The following is a 16,361-nucleotide window of genomic DNA, read 5'->3' on the forward strand; positions in this document are numbered from 1 at the left end:
CCGCGGGTCAGTGAAAACTCACGACCTGCAGCGCCGTTCGTCAGGCTCTAGTGTGCCGCAACCTTGGTGGTCACGGCAAGTGGTTCAGGCAGATGCCGGCTCCGCGCGCGCGACCGTTGTGGTCACGCTGCCGCCGGCCTGCTCGATCGCCGCGATCGCGCCGGCGGACGCGCCGGACACCTCGATCTCGACCTTCTGCGAAATCTCGCCGCGGCCGAGCAGACGCACGCCGGCGAGCTTCGAGCCGGCATAGACGCCGGCGGCGCGCAACGTCGCCTCGGTGATCTTCTGGCCGGCGTCGATCTTGCCGGACTCGATCAGCGCCGCGAGGGTGCCGACATTGAGCGGCGCGTAGTCCTTGCGGTTGACGTTGTTGAAGCCGCGCTTCGGCAGACGCCGGTAGATCGGGAGCTGGCCGCCCTCGAACCCGTTCAGCGACACGCCCTCACGCGCCTTCTGGCCCTTGACGCCCTTGCCGGACGTCTTGCCCTTGCCCGAGCCGATGCCGCGGCCGAGCCGCTTCGACTTGGGACGCGCGCCCGGATTGTCGCGCAGTTCGTTCAGTTTCATTACGACAGCTCCTCGACCTTCAGGAGATGCTTGACCTTGCGGATGCGGCCGAGCGTTTCCGGGGTGGCGGCGAGTTCACGGCTCGCGTTCATCCGGTGCAGGCCGAGACCGATCAGGGTCTCCTTCTGGCCCGGCTTGCGGCCGATCGGCGATCCGACCTGGGTGACGCGCACCCGCTTCACCTGCTCAGACATCGGCCGGGGCCTCCTTCTCGCGCTTCGGGCCGAACAGGTCGGCGACCTTCTTGCCGCGACGCGAGGCGACGCTGCGCGGGCTCGCGCACTGCGAAAGCGCCGCGACCGTGGCCTTCACCATGTTGTGCGGGTTGCGGCTGCCGAGCGACTTCGCCACGACGTCGCCGATGCCGAGGGTCTCGAACACCGCGCGCATCGGACCGCCGGCGATGATGCCGGTGCCGGGGGGCGCCGCGCGCAGGACGACATGACCGGCGCCGAAACGGCCCTCGATGTCGTGATGCAGCGTGCGGCCTTCCTTCATCGGGACGCGGATCATGCCGCGCTTCGCGCGCTCGGTCGCCTTGCGGATGGCTTCCGGGACTTCCTTCGCCTTGCCGGCGCCGAAGCCGACCCGGCCCTTCTGGTCGCCCACCACCACGAGGGCGGCGAAGGCGAAGCGACGGCCGCCCTTCACCACTTTCGCGACGCGGTTGATGGTGACGAGCTTGTCGATCAGCTCGTCGCCATCGCGATCCCGCTCGCGCTCGCGGCCCCGGCCTTCTCTCGGTTCGCGTGCCATGCCCTGCTCCTCAGAAATCCAGACCGCTCTCGCGAGCGGCTTCGGCCAGGGCCTTCACCCGGCCATGATACATGTAGGCGCCACGGTCGAAGACGACCTGGGTGACCCCGGCCTCCTTCGCGCGCTCGGCGACGAGCTTGCCCACCGCCGCGGCGGCCGCCTTGTCGGCGCCGGTCTTCAGCGCCGAACGCAACCCGGCATCGAGCGAGGACGCCGCGGCCAGCGTGCGGCCGGCGGCATCGTCGATCACCTGGGCGTAGATGTGCTTGCCCGACCGGAACACCGACAGCCGCGGGCGGCCATGCGCCTTCAGGCGGATCTGGTAGCGGAGGCGCTGGCGGCGCCGCGCCTCGTTTTCGTGTACAGCGCTCATTACTTCTTCTTGCCTTCCTTGCGGCGGATCGCCTCGCCCTCGAACTTCACACCCTTGCCCTTGTAGGGTTCGGGCGGACGGAAGGCGCGGAGCTCGGCGCAGACCTGCCCGACCAGACGCTTGTCGATACCCTCGACCTTGATCGAGGTCGGCTTTTCGCAGGTGATCTTGATGCCCTGCGGCACCGGATAGACCACATCGTGCGAGAAGCCGAGATTCATCACCAGGTTGCTGCCCTGGACCGCGGCGCGGAAACCCGTGCCGTTGATCTCGAGCGTCTTGGCGTAGCCCTGCGAAACGCCCTGGACCATGTTGGCCACATTGGCGCGGGTGGTGCCCCACATCATCCGCGAGGCCGCTTCCTTGTCGCGCGGCGACACCGTCACCTTGCCGTCCTCGACCACCGTCTCGACCCGCTCGGACAGGGGCATCTTCAGCTCGCCCAGCTTGCCCTTCGCGGTCAGGATGCCGTCGACCACGGTGATCGACACACCCTGCGGCAGCGCGACCGGATATTTACCAACTCGTGACATGATGCTGCCTCCTCAGAAGACGCGGCAGAGCACTTCGCCGCCGACATTGGCGGTGCGTGCCTCGACATCGCTCATCACGCCGCGCGGGGTCGACAGGATCGACACGCCGAGCCCGGCATAGACGCGCGGCAGCTCCTTGATCTTGGAATACACGCGGCGGCCCGGACGGGAAACGCGGGTGATTTCCTTGATCACCGGCTCGCCGTCGTTGTACTTGAGCTCGATGCGCAGCTGGGCCACGCCGGGGCGAAGCTCTTCCTTGGAGAAGCCGCGAATGAAGCCTTCGCGCTTCAGCACGTCGAGCACGTTGGCGCGCAGGTTCGACGCAGGCGCGACGCACACCGCGTGGCGGGCGCGCTGCGCGTTGCGGATGCGGGTGAGCATGTCACCCAGGGGATCAGACATCGACATGTATTATCCCCTTACCAGCTCGACTTGACCATGCCCGGAATCTGCCCGGCGCTCGCGAGGTCGCGCAGCGCGACACGGCAGAGCTTGAACTTGCGATAGTTGCCGCGGGCGCGCCCGGTCAGTTCGCAGCGCAGCCGCACGCGGGTCTTCGCGCCGTTGCGCGGGAGTTGCGCGAGCTTCAGCGTCGCGTCGAACCGGTCCTCCACGGGGAGGGAACGGTCGTTCACGATCGCCTTCAGCGCCGCGCGCTTCGCCGCATCACGCGCCGCCATCTTCTCGCGCCGCTTATTCCGATTGACCTGAGAGGTCTTCGCCATCGTCTTCTATCCTCCGGAACCTGCCGGCACTTCCCGGCGGTTTTCCACTAAATCCGTTTACGCGCCTGAAAATCCGCTCAGTTGACGAACGGAATCTCAAACCCTTTGAGCAGTGCCTTCGCCTCGGCATCGGTCGGCGCCGTGGTCACGAACACGATGTCCATGCCGCGCATGTCGTCGACCTTGTCGTACTCGATCTCGGGGAACACGATCTGCTCCTTGAGACCCATGGCGAAATTGCCGCGGCCGTCGAAACCCTTGCCCGAGATGCCGCGGAAGTCGCGCACGCGGGGGAGCGCGATCGTCACCAGCCGGTCAAGGAACTCGTACATCCGCGCGCGGCGCAGCGTCACCTTGCAGCCGATCGGCAGGCCCTTGCGGATCTTGAAGCCGGCGATCGCCTTCTTCGCCACCGTCTTGACCGGCTTCTGGCCGGCGATCAGCGTCAGCTCGGCCACCGCGGCGTCGAGCTTCTTCTGGTCCGCGGCCGCCTCGCCGACGCCCATGTTGATCACGATCTTCTCAAGCTTCGGCACCTGCATCGGGTTCGTGTAGCCGAACTCCTTCTGCAGCGCCTCCCGCACCACGGTCTCGTAGTGCTGCTGAAGCCGGGTCTTGGCAATGGCCTCGCTCATCGCTCTATCCTCAACCATCGATCACGGAGTCGCTCTTGCGGGCGACCCGGACCTTGCGACCGTCCTCGAGAACGCGGAAGCCCACGCGGGTCGGCTTCTTCGTCTCCGGATCGATCAGTGCAATATTCGACAGATGGACCGGCATCTCCTTCTGGATGATGCCGCCCTGCTCGCCCATGCCACGGGCCTTGGTGTGGCGCTTCGCCACCGCCACGCCCGAGACCACGGCCTTGTTCTCGGCCGGCAGCACGCGCAGAACCTCGCCTTCGCGGCCCTTGCTCGCGCCGGCGATCACGACCACCCGGTCGCCCTTACGGATACGCGCGGCCATATTACAGCACCTCCGGCGCCAGGCTGATGATCTTCATGAACTTGCGCGCGCGCAGCTCGCGGGTGACCGGCCCGAAGATACGGGTGCCGATCGGCTCCATCTGCTTGTTGATCAGCACGGCCGCATTGCGGTCGAAGCGGATCACGCTGCCATCGGCGCGGCGCACCGGGTAGGCGGTGCGAACGACGACGGCCTGGTGCACATCGCCCTTCTTCACCTTGCCGCGGGGGATCGCGTCCTTGATCGAGACGACGATGACATCGCCGACCGAGGCGGTGCGGCGCTTAGAGCCGCCCAGCACCTTGATGCACTGCACCCGGCGCGCGCCCGAATTGTCGGCAACGTCGAGATTGGATTCAACGATGATCATCTCACGCTCCCTGGGCTTCGGCGGCGGCGCCGACCGGCTCGCCGTTGCGCGCGGTCACGAGCCAGGCCTTGCGCTTGCTGATCGGCGGGCACTCCTCGATCCGCACCAGATCGCCCATCGCGCAGACATTGCCTTCGTCATGCGCCGCATACTTCTTCGAGCGGCGGATGAATTTCTTGTAAAGCGGATGCATGACGCGACGCTCGACAAGCACCGTGACGGTCTTGTCCATCTTGTCGCTCACGACCCGTCCGGTCAGGACGCGCTTCGGCATAACTCTAAACCCCTCAAGCCTTGGCCGCGGCGCGGGCGCGCTCGGCCTGAATCGTCTTCACACGTGCCACGTCCCGACGCGCCTTGCGGATCTGGCTGGTGTTCTCCTGCTGGCCGGTGGCCCGCTGGAACCGCAGGTTCAGCTGCTCGCGCTTCAGTTCGAGCAGCATGTCGTTCAGTTCGTCCGGCGTCTTGGTCCGGATGTCGGTCGCCTTCGTCATCTCAGGCCTCTCCGATACGGGTGACGATCTTGGTCTTGATCGGCAGCTTCGCGGCGCCGAGCTTCAGTGCCTCGCGCGCGATGCCTTCGGCAACACCGTCGATCTCGAACATGATGCGGCCCGGCTGGACGCGCGCCACCCAGTATTCCGGGGCGCCCTTGCCCGAGCCCATGCGGACTTCGGCCGGCTTGGTGGAGACCGGCAGGTCCGGGAAGATGCGGATCCACACGCGGCCGGCGCGCTTCATCTGGCGCGTGATGGCCCGGCGGGCGGACTCGATCTGCCGCGCGGTGATCCGCTCCGGCTCCAGCGCCTTGAGGCCGAACTGGCCGAAATTGAGCTGCGTGTTCCCCTTGGCGGTGCCGTGGATGCGGCCCTTGTGCGCCTTGCGGAATTTCGTTCGCTTCGGTGACAACATGTTATCTGCTCCGGCTCAGCGCTGCGGCGCCTGTTCGGCGGCGCGGCGGTCCTGCGCCATCGGGTCGTGAGCCATGATCTCGCCCTTGAAGATCCAGACCTTCACGCCGCAGGTGCCATAGGTGGTCTTCGCGGTAGCGACGCCGAAATCGATGTCGGCGCGCAGCGTGTGCAGGGGCACACGACCTTCGCGATACCACTCCATGCGGGCGATCTCGGCGCCGCCGAGACGGCCGCTGCAGTTGATCCGGATGCCCTGGGCGCCGAGGCGCATCGCCGACTGGACGGCGCGCTTCATGGCGCGGCGGAACGCGACGCGGCGTTCGAGCTGCTGGGCGATGTTCTGGGCGACCAGCGCGGCATCGATCTCGGGCTTGCGGATCTCGACGATGTTCAGCGACACGTCGGCCTTCGCCATCGAGGAGAGCTCCTTCTTGAGTACCTCGATGTCCTGGCCCTTCTTGCCGATGACCACGCCGGGACGCGCGGCATAGATCGTCACGCGCGGCTTCTTCGCCGGACGCTCGATCAGCACCTTGGAGACGCCGGCGCCGGACAGGCGGCCGAGCAGATGTTCGCGCAGCTTGAGGTCGTCATGCAGCAGCGACGCATAGTCGGCGCCCGCGAACCAGCGGCTGTCCCAGGTGCGGTTGATGCCGAGCCGCAGCCCGACCGGATTGACTTTGTGACCCATTACGCAGGCACCCCTTCATTCGCCGCCGGGCTGGCACTTGCCGCCGGCTTGGCCGCGGCGCGCCGGGCGCGGCGGTCGGCCTTGGTCTCGATGTCGCGCTCGGCCACGACGATGCGCAGATGGCTGAACCACTTCTCGACCCGCGCCGCGCGGCCACGGCCACGGGCATGGAAGCGGCGCATCACGATCGAGCGGCCGACATCGGCGGTGGTGACGACCAGGCGGTCGACATCCAGCTGATGGTTGTTCTCGGCGTTGGCAATGGCCGACTCCAGCGCCTTCTTCACGTCCTTCGCGATGCGGCGCTTGCTGAACGTGAGGTCGGCCACGGCCTTGCCCGCCGGCTTGTTGCGGATGGATGCCGCGACGACATTGAGCTTGCGCGGGCTGCAGCGCAGGTTGCGCAGAACCGCCTCGGCCTCGGAGTCGGCCAGCGTGCGCGGATGATTCGGTTTGCTCATGTCAGCCTCGCTTCGCCTTCTTGTCGGCCGCGTGGCCATTGAACGTGCGGGTCGGCGAGAACTCGCCGAACTTGTGACCCACCATGTTCTCGGTCACCTGCACCGGCAGGAACTTCCGGCCATTGTAGACGCCGAAGGTAAGCCCGACGAACTGCGGCAGGATGGTCGAGCGGCGCGACCAGATCTTGATGATCTCGTTGCGGCCCGACGCGCGCGAGGCGTCGGCCTTGTTCAGCATGTACCCGTCGACGAACGGGCCCTTCCAGACGGAACGTGTCATCTCGATCAGCCCTTCCCGACCTTGCGACGGCGGATGATAAGGCCGTCAGTCCGCTTGTTCGCACGCGTCTTCGCACCCTTGGTCGGCTTGCCCCACGGCGTGACCGGGTTGCGACCACCAGAGGTGCGCCCCTCGCCACCACCCAGCGGATGGTCGACCGGGTTCATCGCGACGCCGCGGTTGTGAGGACGCCGGCCCAGCCAGCGCTTGCGACCCGCCTTGCCGAGCTGCTGGTTGGAGTGATCGGGGTTCGACACCGCGCCGATCGACGCCATGCACTCGCCGCGGATCAGACGCAGCTCACCGGACATCAGCTTCACCTGGGCATAGCCCTGGTCCTTGCCGACCAGCTGGGCGAAGGTGCCGGCCGAACGGGCCAGCTTGCCGCCGGCGCCGGCCTTCAGCTCGATATTGTGGACGATCGTGCCAACCGGGATCGCCGAGAGCGGCATCGCATTGCCGGGCTTCACGTCGACCTTGACGCCGGCGACGACCTGGTCACCCACCTTTAGGCGCTGCGGCGCCAGGATGTAGGCCAGTTCGCCGTCCTCATACTTCACGAGGGCGAGGAAGGCCGAACGGTTCGGGTCGTATTCGAGGCGCTCGACCGTCGCCGCCACGTCGAACTTGCGGCGCTTGAAGTCGACGACGCGATAGGCGCGCTTGTGTCCGCCGCCACGGAACCGGACCGTGGTGCGGCCATGGTTGTTGCGCCCGCCAGAGCTGGTCAGCCCTTCGGTCAGGCCCTTGACCGGCTTGCCCTTCCAGAGCTCGGACCGGTCCACCAGCACGGTGCCGCGAAGGCTCGCCGTGACCGGTTTAAAATGCTTGAGTGCCATGTTTCAGTCTCGCCTTACGCCAGCCGCGTCGTGAAATCGATCGACTGACCCTCGGCCAGCGTCACGAACGCCTTCTTGAAGTCCGAACGCCGGCCCGGGCGGCCCTTGAAGCGCTTTGTCTTGCCCTTCTGGACGAGCGTGTTCACGCTCAGCACCTTCACGCCGAACAGGGTTTCGACCGCCGCCTTGATGCCGGGCTTGGTCGCATCGAGCGACACCTTGAAGCCGACCTGGTTCTTTTCCGACAGGGCCGTCGCCTTCTCGGTGATCAGCGGCCCGCGGATGATGTCGAACATCGCCTCGCGCGACAGCACCGGCTTCTTCGGCGCCGCCTTCTTTTCAGCGGTCTCGCTCATGCCGCGATCTCCTCGTTGGCGCCGGCCTTGATGCCGTCAAGACGCCGCTTCAGTCCCTCGAGCCCGGCGGCGGTGATCGCCAGCGTGTCGTGCTGGAGGATGTCGTAGACGTTGGCGCCGACGACCGGCAGCACGTCGATCCCGATCAGATTGCGGCTGGCGCGGGCGAAGCCCTCGTCCACCACCGCATCCACCACCAGCGTGCGGCCCCAGCCGAGCTTCTTCAGCTTGACGTTCAGTTCGCTCGTCTTCGAGACGCCGGCGACCGTGTCGAGCACGACCAGCTTGCCCTCGGCCAGCTTCTGCGACAGCGCCGAGATCAGGCCGAGACGGCGGACCTTCTTGTTCAGCGAATAGCCATGATCGCGAACGACCGGGCCGTGCACGGCGCCGCCGGTGCGGAACTGCGGCGCGCGCAGCGAGCCCTGGCGGGCGTTGCCGGTGCCCTTCTGGCGATACGGCTTCTTCGTCGTGCCGCTGACCTCGCCCATGCCCTTCACCTTGTGGGTGCCGGCACGGCGCTTCGCGAGCTGCCAGTGCACCACGCGGGCCATGATGTCGGCGCGCGGCGTGGCGGCGAAATATTCCTCGGGCAGCTCGGCCTTGCCGGCCGAGCCGGCATCGAGGGTTGAAATGTCGATCTGCATGTCGCTCTCCTCAGGCCTTCAGCGCCGCCGGATAGGCAGCATCGGCCGGGCGGGCCGTCTTGACCGCGTCGCGCACCAGGACGTAGCCGTCCTTGGCGCCCGGCACCGCGCCCTTGATCATGATGAGGTTGCGCGCCTCATCGATCGCCGCGACCTCGAGATTGAGGGTCGTGATGCGCTCGCCGCCGAGATGGCCGGCCATCTTCTTGTTCCTGAAGGTCTTGCCCGGATCCTGGCGGTTACCGGTCGACCCCAGCGAACGATGGCTGATCGAGACGCCGTGCGAGGCCTCAAGGCCGCGGAAGTTCCAGCGCTTCATGCCGCCGGCGAAGCCCTTGCCCTTGCTGATGCCGGCGACATCGACCTTCTGGCCGACGGTGAAATGCGCCGCCGAAAGCACCTGGCCGGCTTCCAGCACCGCATCGTCCGCGACGCGGAATTCGACCAGCCGGTTCGCCGGCTCGACCTTCGCCGCGGCGAAATGGCCCTTCATCGGCTTCGTCACGTTCTTCGTCTTGGCATGGCCGAAGCCGAGCTGAACGGCCGCGTAGCCGTCACGTTCCTTGGTGCGGGCGGCAACCACGCGCACATCGTCCATGTGCAGCACGGTCACCGGCACGTGGGTGCCGTCTTCCCTGAACAACCGGGTCATGCCCAGCTTCTTCGCGATAATACCGGTGCGCATCACACTCATCTCTGCTCAGATCTTGATCTCGACATCGACGCCGGCCGCGAGGTCGAGCTTCATCAGCGCGTCCACGGTCTGCGGGGTCGGCTCGACAATGTCGAGCAGACGGCGATGGGTCCGGATTTCGAACTGCTCGCGGCTCTTCTTGTCGACATGCGGCGAGCGGTTCACGGTGAACCGCTCGATATGCGTCGGCAGCGGAATCGGTCCCCGCACCTGGGCGCCCGTGCGCTTCGCCGTGTTCACGATCTCCCTGGTGCTGTTGTCCAGCACCCGGTGATCGTACGCCTTCAGGCGAATGCGAATATTCTGACTGTCCATCGTCGAAACCTGCAATCTTTACACGGAACGCCCGGTCCGCCCATTCGGGCCGCGCGCTAGTCCGAACCAAATCCAGCGGCCGCCACCCGGTTGAGACCGGATGGCGGCCGCCTCGCTAACCAGCCAGGCGGTTACTTCGTGATGCTCGCGACGACGCCCGAACCAACCGTCCGGCCGCCTTCGCGGATCGCGAAGCGGAGACCTTCGTCCATCGCGATGGGCGCGATCAGCTCGACGCTCACCGTCACGTTGTCACCCGGCATCACCATCTCGACACCTTCCGGCAGCGTGACCACGCCGGTCACGTCGGTGGTGCGGAAATAGAACTGCGGGCGATAGTTGGTGAAGAACGGCGTGTGGCGCCCGCCTTCTTCCTTGTTCAGGATGTAGACCGAACCGGAGAAGTTGGTGTGCGGGGTGATCGAGCCCGGCGCGGCGAGAACCTGGCCACGCTCGACGTCTTCACGCTTGGTGCCGCGCAGCAGCGCGCCGATGTTGTCGCCCGCCTCGCCCTGGTCGAGCAGCTTGCGGAACATTTCGACGCCGGTGACGGTCGTCTTCACGGTGGCCTTGAGGCCGACGATCTCGACTTCGTCGCCAACCTTGATGATGCCGCGCTCGACGCGGCCGGTCACCACGGTGCCGCGGCCGGAGATCGAGAACACGTCTTCGACCGGCATCAGGAACGGCTTGTCCTTCGGGCGCTCCGGCTGCGGGATGTAGCTGTCCACCGCTTCCATCAGCTTCAGGATCGCCTCGCGGCCGAGCTCGGCATTGCTGTCCTCGAGCGCGCAGAGAGCGGAACCCTTGATGATGGGGATGTCGTCGCCCGGGAACTCATACTTGCTCAGCAGGTCGCGGACTTCCATCTCGACCAGCTCGACGAGGTCGGGGTCGGCCATGTCCATCTTGTTGAGGAACACGACGAGCGCCGGCACGCCGACCTGACGGGCGAGCAGGATGTGCTCGCGGGTCTGCGGCATCGGGCCATCGGCGGCGGAGACGACCAGGATCGCGCCATCCATCTGCGCCGCGCCGGTGATCATGTTCTTCACGTAGTCGGCGTGGCCAGGGCAGTCGACATGCGCGTAGTGGCGGTTCGCGGTCTCGTACTCGACATGCGCGGTCGCGATCGTGATGCCGCGGGCGCGCTCCTCGGGAGCGGCGTCGATGCTGTCATAGGCGCGGAAGGTCGCACCACCGGATTCGGCCAGCACCTTGGTGATCGCCGCGGTGAGCGAGGTCTTGCCATGATCGACGTGGCCGATCGTGCCGATGTTGCAGTGCGGCTTCGTCCGCTCGAATTTAGCCTTGGCCATGGGTTTCTCCGTAACGTATCTGCTTCAGCGCCGTGCTGGCGTGATGGGGTGGAGTCTGACGGTTGCTTACCAGCGGTAGTGGCTGAACGCCTTGTTCGCCTCAGCCATGCGATGCGTGTCCTCACGCTTCTTCACGGCCGCCCCGCGATTGTTCACCGCATCGAGCAGCTCGTTCGAAAGACGGTCTTCCATCGTGTGCTCGCCGCGCTTGCGGGCGGACTCGATGATCCAGCGGATCGCGAGAGCCTGGCGGCGCTCGGAGCGCACCTCGACCGGAACCTGGTAGGTCGCGCCGCCGACACGGCGGGACCGCACCTCGATGGCCGGCTTCACATTGTCCAGCGCCTCGTGGAACAGGCGGACCGGATCGGCATTCTGCCCGCCGCGCTTCTTGAGGCTGTCCAGGGCACCGTAGACGATGGACTCGGCGACCGACTTCTTGCCGTCGTACATCAGCACGTTCATGAAACGGCTGATCACCACGTCGCCGAACTTCGGGTCGGGCAATACTTCGCGCTTGACGGCGGAATGGCGTCTGCTCACGGAAACTCTCCTTACTTCGGCCGCTTGGCGCCGTAGAGCGAACGACGCTGCCGGCGCTTGGCAATGCCCTGCGTATCCAGCACGCCGCGCAGGATGTGGTAGCGCACGCCCGGAAGGTCCTTCACGCGCCCGCCGCGGATCAGCACGACCGAGTGTTCCTGAAGGTTGTGCCCCTCGCCAGGGATGTAGCTCACGACCTCGTAGCCGTTGGTCAGGCGAACCTTGGCAACCTTGCGGAGCGCCGAGTTCGGCTTCTTCGGGGTCGTCGTGTAGACGCGGGTGCAGACGCCGCGCTTCTGCGGGCAGCCCTGCAGCGCGGGCACCTTGTTGCGCTTGGCCCGAACTTCGCGCCCCTTGGCGATCAACTGGTTGATAGTCGGCATGCTCGATCCTGATCCTTCTTGCCGGTTACGCTCTGCCGGGCGCTCATAACAATGCCGCAGGGCGGAGTAATCCCCGCCTGCGGAAACCCAGACCTGCGACCTAAGCCACCCGTTGGGCCGGGTGGCGGCGCCGCAAGCGTGAGAGTAAATGAACGACGCGGCCGGGCGTTACCGGGCCTCGCTGAGGTCGCCACCCTTAAGAGGAGAGCCGCGGCAAGTCAAGCGTTCTGCCCGTCCTGAATCCGTGCGGGGCATGAAAATCGGCAGAATGACCGGCCGTTCTGGCTGCCATGAGCGGAGGAAAAGCCCGCTCCCGCCGGGCGGGAACGAAAAAACGGCTCCCGGTTGCCCGGGAGCCGTTCCGATCGAAGCCCGGTCGGGCCGGAGATCAGTCCGCCGAGACCTCGTCGCGCGCCGGCAGGGCCGGGCGAGTCGCCGCGAGGGTCGAGCGGTCGCGGCCGGCGGCGATGGAGCGCAGACGGCTCATCACGCTGCCGGTGCCGGCCGGGATCAGGCGGCCGACGATCACGTTCTCCTTGAGGCCGAGCAGCTGGTCGGTCTTGCCGGCCGTCGCCGCCTCGGTGAGGACGCGGGTGGTCTCCTGGAAGGAGGCCGCCGAGATGAAGCTGAGCGTCTGCAGGCTCGCCTTGGTGATGCCCTGCAGCACCGGCAGGCCGCCCGCCGGGCGTTCGCCCGCGCGCAGCCGGCGCTCGTTCTCCTCGTCGAACTCGATCCGGTCGACCAGCTCGCCCACCAGGTAGGTGGTGTCGCCGGGCTCGGTGATCTCGATCTTCTGCAGCATCTGGCGGACGACCACCTCGATGTGCTTGTCGTTGATCTTCACGCCCTGGAGCCGGTAGACGTCCTGGATCTCGTTGATGAGATATTCGGACAGCGCCTCGACGCCGAGCACGCGCAGGATGTCGTGCGGGACGCGCGGGCCGTCGACCAGCGGGTCGCCGCGGTGGACGTAGTCGCCCTCCTGCACCGAGACGTGCTTGCCCTTCGGCACCAGATACTCGGTTTCCTCGCCGGTCTCGTCGTTCTTCACGATGATGCGGCGCTTCGCCTTGTAGTCCTTGCCGAATTCCACGCGGCCGTCGGTTTCCGCGATGATCGCGTGATCCTTCGGACGGCGGGCCTCGAACAGTTCGGCCACGCGCGGCAGACCGCCGGTGATGTCGCGCGTCTTGCTGCCCTCACGCGGGATGCGGGCGAGCACGTCGCCGGCATGCACGCTGGCACCGTTCTCGACCGAGAGGATCGAGTCGGGGCTGAGGAAGTAGCGGGCCTCGGCGCCGTTGGCGAGGCGCAGCACCTCGCCGCGTTCGTCCTTCAGGATCAGGCGCGGACGCAGATCCGCCCCCTTGGCCGACTGCTTGTAGTCCACCACCACCTTGGAGGTCAGGCCGGTCACCTCGTCGACCCGCTCGACCAGGGTCACGCCTTCCAGCAGGTCGGCGTATTCCACGAGGCCGGCGCGCTCGGTGATGATCGGCAGGGTGTAGGGATCCCACTCCGCGAGCTTCTGGCCGCGCGTGACCGTCTGGTCCTCGTCCACCAGCAGGCGGGCGCCGTAGGGAACGCGGAAGCGGGCGCGCTCGCGGCCGGAGGCGTCGTTCAGCGCGATCTCGCAGTTGCGGCTCATGACGATCGGCGCGCCGGCCGAGTTCGACACCACGTTGCGGTTGCGGATGGTCACCGTGCCGTCATGGCTGGCCTCGACGCTCGACTGCTCGGCGCCACGCTGCGCGGCACCGCCGATATGGAAGGTGCGCATGGTCAGCTGGGTGCCGGGCTCGCCGATCGACTGCGCGGCGATGACGCCCACGGCCTCGCCGATATTGACCGGCGTGCCGCGCGCGAGGTCGCGCCCGTAGCACTTGGCGCAGACGCCGACCTTGGCCTCGCAGGTCAGCACCGAGCGGATCTTCACGCTCTCGACCCCGAGCTTCTCGATATGCATCGAGTCGATCTCGCCGATCAGCTCGTTCGCCTTGACGATCACCGAACCGTCGGCCGGGTCGAGCACGTCTTCCGCCGCGGTGCGGCCGAGGATGCGCTCGGAGAGCGAGGAGACCACCTCGCCGCCATCCATCACCGCGCGCATGGTCAGGCCGCGCTCGGTGCCGCAATCGGCGGTGACGATGATGCAGTCCTGCGCCACGTCGACCAGGCGGCGGGTGAGGTAGCCGGAGTTCGCCGTCTTCAGCGCGGTGTCCGCGAGGCCCTTGCGGGCGCCGTGGGTCGAGTTGAAGTATTCGGCGACGGTCAGGCCTTCCTTGAAGTTCGACAGGATCGGCTGCTCGATGATCTCGCCCGACGGCTTGGCCATCAGGCCGCGCATGCCGGCGAGCTGGCGCATCTGGGTCGGCGACCCGCGGGCGCCGGAATGGCTCATCATCCAGACCGAGTTGGTCGGCTTGCCGGGATCCTGGCGCGAGATCTCGCGCATCATCGCCGCCGCGACCTCGTCGTTACAGCGCGACCACGCGTCGATCACCTTGTTGTAGCGCTCGCCGGCGGTGATGAGACCGTCGTGATACTGCGCCTCGTATTCCTTGACCTCGGCCTGGGTCTTTTCCAGCAGGCCGTATTTCTCGGCCGGGATGACCATGTCGTCCTTGCCGAAGGAAATGCCGGCCTTGGCCGCCTGGCGGAAGCCGAGGCCCATCAGCCGGTCGCAGAAGATCACCGACTCCTTCTGGCCGCAATGACGGTAGACGGCGTCGATCACGTCCGACACCTTCTTCTTGGTCAGCAGCTGGTTGACCAGGGCGAACGGCACGTCGTGATGCTTGGGCAGAAGCTGGCCGATCATCATGCGGCCCGGCGTGGTCGGGACCACCTCGGTGGTGCGGCTGCCGTCCGGATGGGTGCGGACGACGCGGGCGCGGATCTTGTCGTGCAGCTTCAGATAGCCGGAATCGAGCGCGTGCTCGATCTCGCCCATCGTGCCGAAGAGCGGCGCTTCCTTGTCCTCGACACCGGTGAAGGCCGGAGTTTCGAGCGAGAGGTAATAGAGGCCGAGCACGATGTCCTGGCTCGGCACGATGATCGGCTTGCCGTTGGCCGGGTTGAGGATGTTGTTCGTGCTCATCATCAGCACGCGGGCCTCGAGCTGCGCCTCGATCGAGAGCGGCACGTGGACCGCCATCTGGTCGCCGTCGAAGTCGGCGTTGAAGGCGGTGCAGACCAGCGGGTGCAGCTGGATCGCCTTGCCCTCGATCAGGATCGGCTCGAAGGCCTGGATGCCGAGACGGTGCAGCGTCGGCGCGCGGTTGAGCAGCACCGGATGCTCGCGGATCACCTCCTCGAGAATGTCCCACACCTCGGGACGTTCCTTCTCGACCATGCGCTTCGCCGCCTTGATCGTGGTGGCGAGGCCGTATTTCTCGAGCTTGGCGTAGATGAAGGGCTTGAACAGCTCCAGCGCCATCTTCTTCGGCAGGCCGCACTGGTGCAGCTTCAGCTCCGGCCCGACGACGATGACCGAACGGCCCGAATAGTCGACGCGCTTGCCGAGCAGGTTCTGGCGGAAGCGGCCCTGCTTGCCCTTCAGCATGTCCGACAGCGACTTGAGGGGGCGCTTGTTGGTGCCGGTGATCGCGCGGCCGCGGCGGCCGTTATCGAACAGCGCGTCGACCGATTCCTGGAGCATGCGCTTCTCGTTGCGCACGATGATGTCCGGCGCGCGCAACTCGATCAGCCGCTTGAGGCGGTTGTTGCGGTTGATGACGCGACGATAGAGATCGTTCAGGTCCGACGTCGCGAAACGGCCGCCATCGAGTGGGACGAGCGGGCGCAGTTCGGGCGGAATGACCGGGACGACATCCATGATCATCCATTCCGGACGGGTGCCGGATTCGATGAAGGCCTCGACCAGCTTCAGGCGCTTGACCAGCTTCTTGCGCTTCGCCTCGGAGGTAGCCTCCTTCAGGTCGGCACGCATGATCGCCCGCTCGGCCTCGAGATCGATGCCGGCGAGGATCGACTTGACCGCCTCGGCGCCGATGCCGGCCTTGAACCCGTCCTCGCCGAACTCGTCCTGCTTCGCGTAGAGATCGTCCTCGGAGAGGAGCTGGTAGCGCTTGAGGTCGGTCGTGTAGGGGTCGAGCACGATGTAGTTCTCGAAATAGAGAACCTTCTCGAGATCCTTCAGCGTCATCTCGACCATCGTCGCGATGCGGCTCGGCAGCGACTTCAGGAACCAGATATGCGCGACCGGCGAGGCGAGCTCGATATGGCCCATGCGCTCGCGGCGCACCTTGGCCAGCGTGACCTCGACGCCGCATTTCTCGCAGATGATGCCGCGGAACTTCATCCGCTTGTACTTGCCGCACAGGCACTCGTAGTCCTTGATCGGCCCGAAGATGCGCGCACAGAACAGGCCGTCGCGCTCGGGCTTGAAGGTGCGGTAGTTGATGGTCTCGGGCTTCTTGATCTCGCCATACGACCAGGAGCGGATCTGCTCCGGCGAGGCGATCTGGATACGGATCTGGTCGAACGTGGCGGCCTGACCGGTCTGGCCGAGAATCTTCATCAAATCGTTCATGCGATAGTCCCTTTCATCAGCGCGGGACGGGGTCGCCGCCCCGCGCCATGACAAATCCGAACGGTCCT

25 protein-coding genes are annotated in these 16,361 nt (G+C 66.4%); all 25 read right to left on the reverse strand.

Going from position 1 to position 16,361, the window contains the following annotated elements; translation table 11 throughout:
* Positions 1-84: 84 nt before the first annotated feature.
* Positions 85-570, reverse strand: a complete 486-nt coding sequence (rplO, locus tag ACMV_RS10805) for a 50S ribosomal protein L15 (RefSeq protein WP_013640460.1) — start codon at positions 568-570, stop codon at positions 85-87.
* Positions 570-764: a 50S ribosomal protein L30 gene (gene rpmD, locus ACMV_RS10810; RefSeq protein WP_007424191.1), complete on the reverse strand. Its 195-nt coding sequence runs from the start codon at positions 762-764 to the stop codon at positions 570-572. Before rpmD ends, rplO begins: the two co-directional genes overlap by 1 nt.
* Positions 757-1,326 carry a 30S ribosomal protein S5 gene (gene rpsE, locus ACMV_RS10815; protein WP_007424190.1) on the reverse strand — a complete coding sequence of 190 codons (570 nt, stop codon included), beginning with the start codon at positions 1,324-1,326 and terminating at the stop codon, positions 757-759. Before rpsE ends, rpmD begins: the two co-directional genes overlap by 8 nt.
* Before the next feature lie 10 nt (positions 1,327-1,336).
* The gene (rplR, locus tag ACMV_RS10820) at positions 1,337-1,699 is read right to left on the reverse strand and encodes a 50S ribosomal protein L18 (protein WP_007424189.1); all 363 of its coding nucleotides are present in this window, start codon (positions 1,697-1,699) and stop codon (positions 1,337-1,339) included.
* Positions 1,699-2,232 (reverse strand): 50S ribosomal protein L6, encoded by a 534-nt coding sequence (gene rplF / locus ACMV_RS10825; protein WP_012039717.1) that lies wholly within the window; start codon positions 2,230-2,232, stop codon positions 1,699-1,701. The genes rplR and rplF overlap by 1 nt, the downstream gene beginning before the upstream one ends.
* Before the next feature lie 12 nt (positions 2,233-2,244).
* Complete coding sequence (rpsH, locus tag ACMV_RS10830) at positions 2,245-2,643, reverse strand: 30S ribosomal protein S8 (protein ID WP_007424187.1); 399 nt, start codon at positions 2,641-2,643, stop codon at positions 2,245-2,247.
* 11 nt (positions 2,644-2,654) lie between these two features.
* Positions 2,655-2,960: a 30S ribosomal protein S14 gene (gene rpsN, locus ACMV_RS10835; RefSeq protein ID WP_007424186.1), complete on the reverse strand. Its 306-nt coding sequence runs from the start codon at positions 2,958-2,960 to the stop codon at positions 2,655-2,657.
* Between the two features lie 77 nt (positions 2,961-3,037).
* Positions 3,038-3,595, reverse strand: a complete 558-nt coding sequence (gene rplE / locus ACMV_RS10840; RefSeq protein WP_007424185.1) for a 50S ribosomal protein L5 — start codon at positions 3,593-3,595, stop codon at positions 3,038-3,040.
* A 10-nt stretch (positions 3,596-3,605) separates the two neighbouring features.
* Positions 3,606-3,926, reverse strand: coding sequence for a 50S ribosomal protein L24 (gene rplX, locus ACMV_RS10845; RefSeq protein ID WP_012039719.1), 321 nt, complete (start codon positions 3,924-3,926; stop codon positions 3,606-3,608).
* A 1-nt stretch (position 3,927) separates the two neighbouring features.
* Positions 3,928-4,296 carry a 50S ribosomal protein L14 gene (rplN, locus tag ACMV_RS10850; RefSeq protein ID WP_007424183.1) on the reverse strand — a complete coding sequence of 123 codons (369 nt, stop codon included), beginning with the start codon at positions 4,294-4,296 and terminating at the stop codon, positions 3,928-3,930.
* A 1-nt stretch (position 4,297) separates the two neighbouring features.
* Complete coding sequence (gene rpsQ / locus ACMV_RS10855) at positions 4,298-4,570, reverse strand: 30S ribosomal protein S17 (RefSeq protein WP_007424182.1); 273 nt, start codon at positions 4,568-4,570, stop codon at positions 4,298-4,300.
* 13 nt (positions 4,571-4,583) lie between these two features.
* The gene (gene rpmC / locus ACMV_RS10860) at positions 4,584-4,790 is read right to left on the reverse strand and encodes a 50S ribosomal protein L29 (RefSeq protein ID WP_007424181.1); all 207 of its coding nucleotides are present in this window, start codon (positions 4,788-4,790) and stop codon (positions 4,584-4,586) included.
* A 1-nt stretch (position 4,791) separates the two neighbouring features.
* Entirely contained in the window at positions 4,792-5,208 is a 417-nt protein-coding gene (gene rplP, locus ACMV_RS10865; protein ID WP_007424180.1) for a 50S ribosomal protein L16, read from the reverse strand.
* Positions 5,209-5,223: 15 nt separating this feature from the next.
* Positions 5,224-5,901: a 30S ribosomal protein S3 gene (gene rpsC / locus ACMV_RS10870; protein WP_007424179.1), complete on the reverse strand. Its 678-nt coding sequence runs from the start codon at positions 5,899-5,901 to the stop codon at positions 5,224-5,226.
* Positions 5,901-6,362 carry a 50S ribosomal protein L22 gene (rplV, locus tag ACMV_RS10875; protein WP_007424178.1) on the reverse strand — a complete coding sequence of 154 codons (462 nt, stop codon included), beginning with the start codon at positions 6,360-6,362 and terminating at the stop codon, positions 5,901-5,903. The genes rpsC and rplV overlap by 1 nt, the downstream gene beginning before the upstream one ends.
* Position 6,363: 1 nt before the next feature.
* Positions 6,364-6,642, reverse strand: coding sequence for a 30S ribosomal protein S19 (rpsS, locus tag ACMV_RS10880; RefSeq protein WP_007424177.1), 279 nt, complete (start codon positions 6,640-6,642; stop codon positions 6,364-6,366).
* 5 nt (positions 6,643-6,647) lie between these two features.
* Positions 6,648-7,481, reverse strand: coding sequence for a 50S ribosomal protein L2 (rplB, locus tag ACMV_RS10885; RefSeq protein ID WP_007424176.1), 834 nt, complete (start codon positions 7,479-7,481; stop codon positions 6,648-6,650).
* Between the two features lie 14 nt (positions 7,482-7,495).
* Positions 7,496-7,792 carry a 50S ribosomal protein L23 gene (locus tag ACMV_RS10890; protein WP_172637351.1) on the reverse strand — a complete coding sequence of 99 codons (297 nt, stop codon included), beginning with the start codon at positions 7,790-7,792 and terminating at the stop codon, positions 7,496-7,498.
* A gap of 41 nt (positions 7,793-7,833) precedes the next feature.
* On the reverse strand, positions 7,834-8,484 hold the full coding sequence (gene rplD / locus ACMV_RS10895; RefSeq protein ID WP_007424174.1) for a 50S ribosomal protein L4: 651 nt from the start codon (positions 8,482-8,484) through the stop codon (positions 7,834-7,836).
* A gap of 10 nt (positions 8,485-8,494) precedes the next feature.
* The gene (gene rplC, locus ACMV_RS10900) at positions 8,495-9,169 is read right to left on the reverse strand and encodes a 50S ribosomal protein L3 (protein WP_041665042.1); all 675 of its coding nucleotides are present in this window, start codon (positions 9,167-9,169) and stop codon (positions 8,495-8,497) included.
* Positions 9,170-9,184: 15 nt separating this feature from the next.
* Positions 9,185-9,493, reverse strand: coding sequence for a 30S ribosomal protein S10 (gene rpsJ / locus ACMV_RS10905; RefSeq protein WP_007424172.1), 309 nt, complete (start codon positions 9,491-9,493; stop codon positions 9,185-9,187).
* Between the two features lie 131 nt (positions 9,494-9,624).
* Positions 9,625-10,812, reverse strand: a complete 1,188-nt coding sequence (gene tuf / locus ACMV_RS10910; RefSeq protein WP_007424171.1) for an elongation factor Tu — start codon at positions 10,810-10,812, stop codon at positions 9,625-9,627.
* 66 nt (positions 10,813-10,878) lie between these two features.
* Positions 10,879-11,355, reverse strand: a complete 477-nt coding sequence (gene rpsG, locus ACMV_RS10915) for a 30S ribosomal protein S7 (protein ID WP_007424170.1) — start codon at positions 11,353-11,355, stop codon at positions 10,879-10,881.
* Positions 11,356-11,366: 11 nt separating this feature from the next.
* Complete coding sequence (gene rpsL, locus ACMV_RS10920) at positions 11,367-11,738, reverse strand: 30S ribosomal protein S12 (protein ID WP_007424169.1); 372 nt, start codon at positions 11,736-11,738, stop codon at positions 11,367-11,369.
* 388 nt (positions 11,739-12,126) lie between these two features.
* Positions 12,127-16,293 carry a DNA-directed RNA polymerase subunit beta' gene (gene rpoC, locus ACMV_RS10925; protein WP_012039721.1) on the reverse strand — a complete coding sequence of 1,389 codons (4,167 nt, stop codon included), beginning with the start codon at positions 16,291-16,293 and terminating at the stop codon, positions 12,127-12,129.
* Positions 16,294-16,361: the final 68 nt, after the last annotated feature.

Source organism: Acidiphilium multivorum AIU301, from assembly GCF_000202835.1.
In the GTDB taxonomy this organism is placed as follows: domain Bacteria; phylum Pseudomonadota; class Alphaproteobacteria; order Acetobacterales; family Acetobacteraceae; genus Acidiphilium; species Acidiphilium multivorum.

Bases quoted from the DNA above. Each gene is read 5' to 3' on its own strand.
- rplO (WP_013640460.1), bottom strand. From the start codon at position 570: ATGAAACTGAACGAACTGCGCGACAATCCGGGCGCGCGTCCCAAGTCG.
- rpmD (WP_007424191.1), bottom strand. From the start codon at position 764: ATGTCTGAGCAGGTGAAGCGGGTGCGCGTCACCCAGGTCGGATCGCCG.
- rpsE (WP_007424190.1), bottom strand. From the start codon at position 1,326: ATGGCACGCGAACCGAGAGAAGGCCGGGGCCGCGAGCGCGAGCGGGAT.
- rplR (WP_007424189.1), bottom strand. From the start codon at position 1,699: ATGAGCGCTGTACACGAAAACGAGGCGCGGCGCCGCCAGCGCCTCCGC.
- rplF (WP_012039717.1), bottom strand. From the start codon at position 2,232: ATGTCACGAGTTGGTAAATATCCGGTCGCGCTGCCGCAGGGTGTGTCG.
- rpsH (WP_007424187.1), bottom strand. From the start codon at position 2,643: ATGTCGATGTCTGATCCCCTGGGTGACATGCTCACCCGCATCCGCAAC.
- rpsN (WP_007424186.1), bottom strand. From the start codon at position 2,960: ATGGCGAAGACCTCTCAGGTCAATCGGAATAAGCGGCGCGAGAAGATG.
- rplE (WP_007424185.1), bottom strand. From the start codon at position 3,595: ATGAGCGAGGCCATTGCCAAGACCCGGCTTCAGCAGCACTACGAGACC.
- rplX (WP_012039719.1), bottom strand. From the start codon at position 3,926: ATGGCCGCGCGTATCCGTAAGGGCGACCGGGTGGTCGTGATCGCCGGC.
- rplN (WP_007424183.1), bottom strand. From the start codon at position 4,296: ATGATCATCGTTGAATCCAATCTCGACGTTGCCGACAATTCGGGCGCG.
- rpsQ (WP_007424182.1), bottom strand. From the start codon at position 4,570: ATGCCGAAGCGCGTCCTGACCGGACGGGTCGTGAGCGACAAGATGGAC.
- rpmC (WP_007424181.1), bottom strand. From the start codon at position 4,790: ATGACGAAGGCGACCGACATCCGGACCAAGACGCCGGACGAACTGAAC.
- rplP (WP_007424180.1), bottom strand. From the start codon at position 5,208: ATGTTGTCACCGAAGCGAACGAAATTCCGCAAGGCGCACAAGGGCCGC.
- rpsC (WP_007424179.1), bottom strand. From the start codon at position 5,901: ATGGGTCACAAAGTCAATCCGGTCGGGCTGCGGCTCGGCATCAACCGC.
- rplV (WP_007424178.1), bottom strand. From the start codon at position 6,362: ATGAGCAAACCGAATCATCCGCGCACGCTGGCCGACTCCGAGGCCGAG.
- rpsS (WP_007424177.1), bottom strand. From the start codon at position 6,642: ATGACACGTTCCGTCTGGAAGGGCCCGTTCGTCGACGGGTACATGCTG.
- rplB (WP_007424176.1), bottom strand. From the start codon at position 7,481: ATGGCACTCAAGCATTTTAAACCGGTCACGGCGAGCCTTCGCGGCACC.
- rplD (WP_007424174.1), bottom strand. From the start codon at position 8,484: ATGCAGATCGACATTTCAACCCTCGATGCCGGCTCGGCCGGCAAGGCC.
- rplC (WP_041665042.1), bottom strand. From the start codon at position 9,169: ATGCGCACCGGTATTATCGCGAAGAAGCTGGGCATGACCCGGTTGTTC.
- rpsJ (WP_007424172.1), bottom strand. From the start codon at position 9,493: ATGGACAGTCAGAATATTCGCATTCGCCTGAAGGCGTACGATCACCGG.
- tuf (WP_007424171.1), bottom strand. From the start codon at position 10,812: ATGGCCAAGGCTAAATTCGAGCGGACGAAGCCGCACTGCAACATCGGC.
- rpsL (WP_007424169.1), bottom strand. From the start codon at position 11,738: ATGCCGACTATCAACCAGTTGATCGCCAAGGGGCGCGAAGTTCGGGCC.
- rpoC (WP_012039721.1), bottom strand. From the start codon at position 16,293: ATGAACGATTTGATGAAGATTCTCGGCCAGACCGGTCAGGCCGCCACG.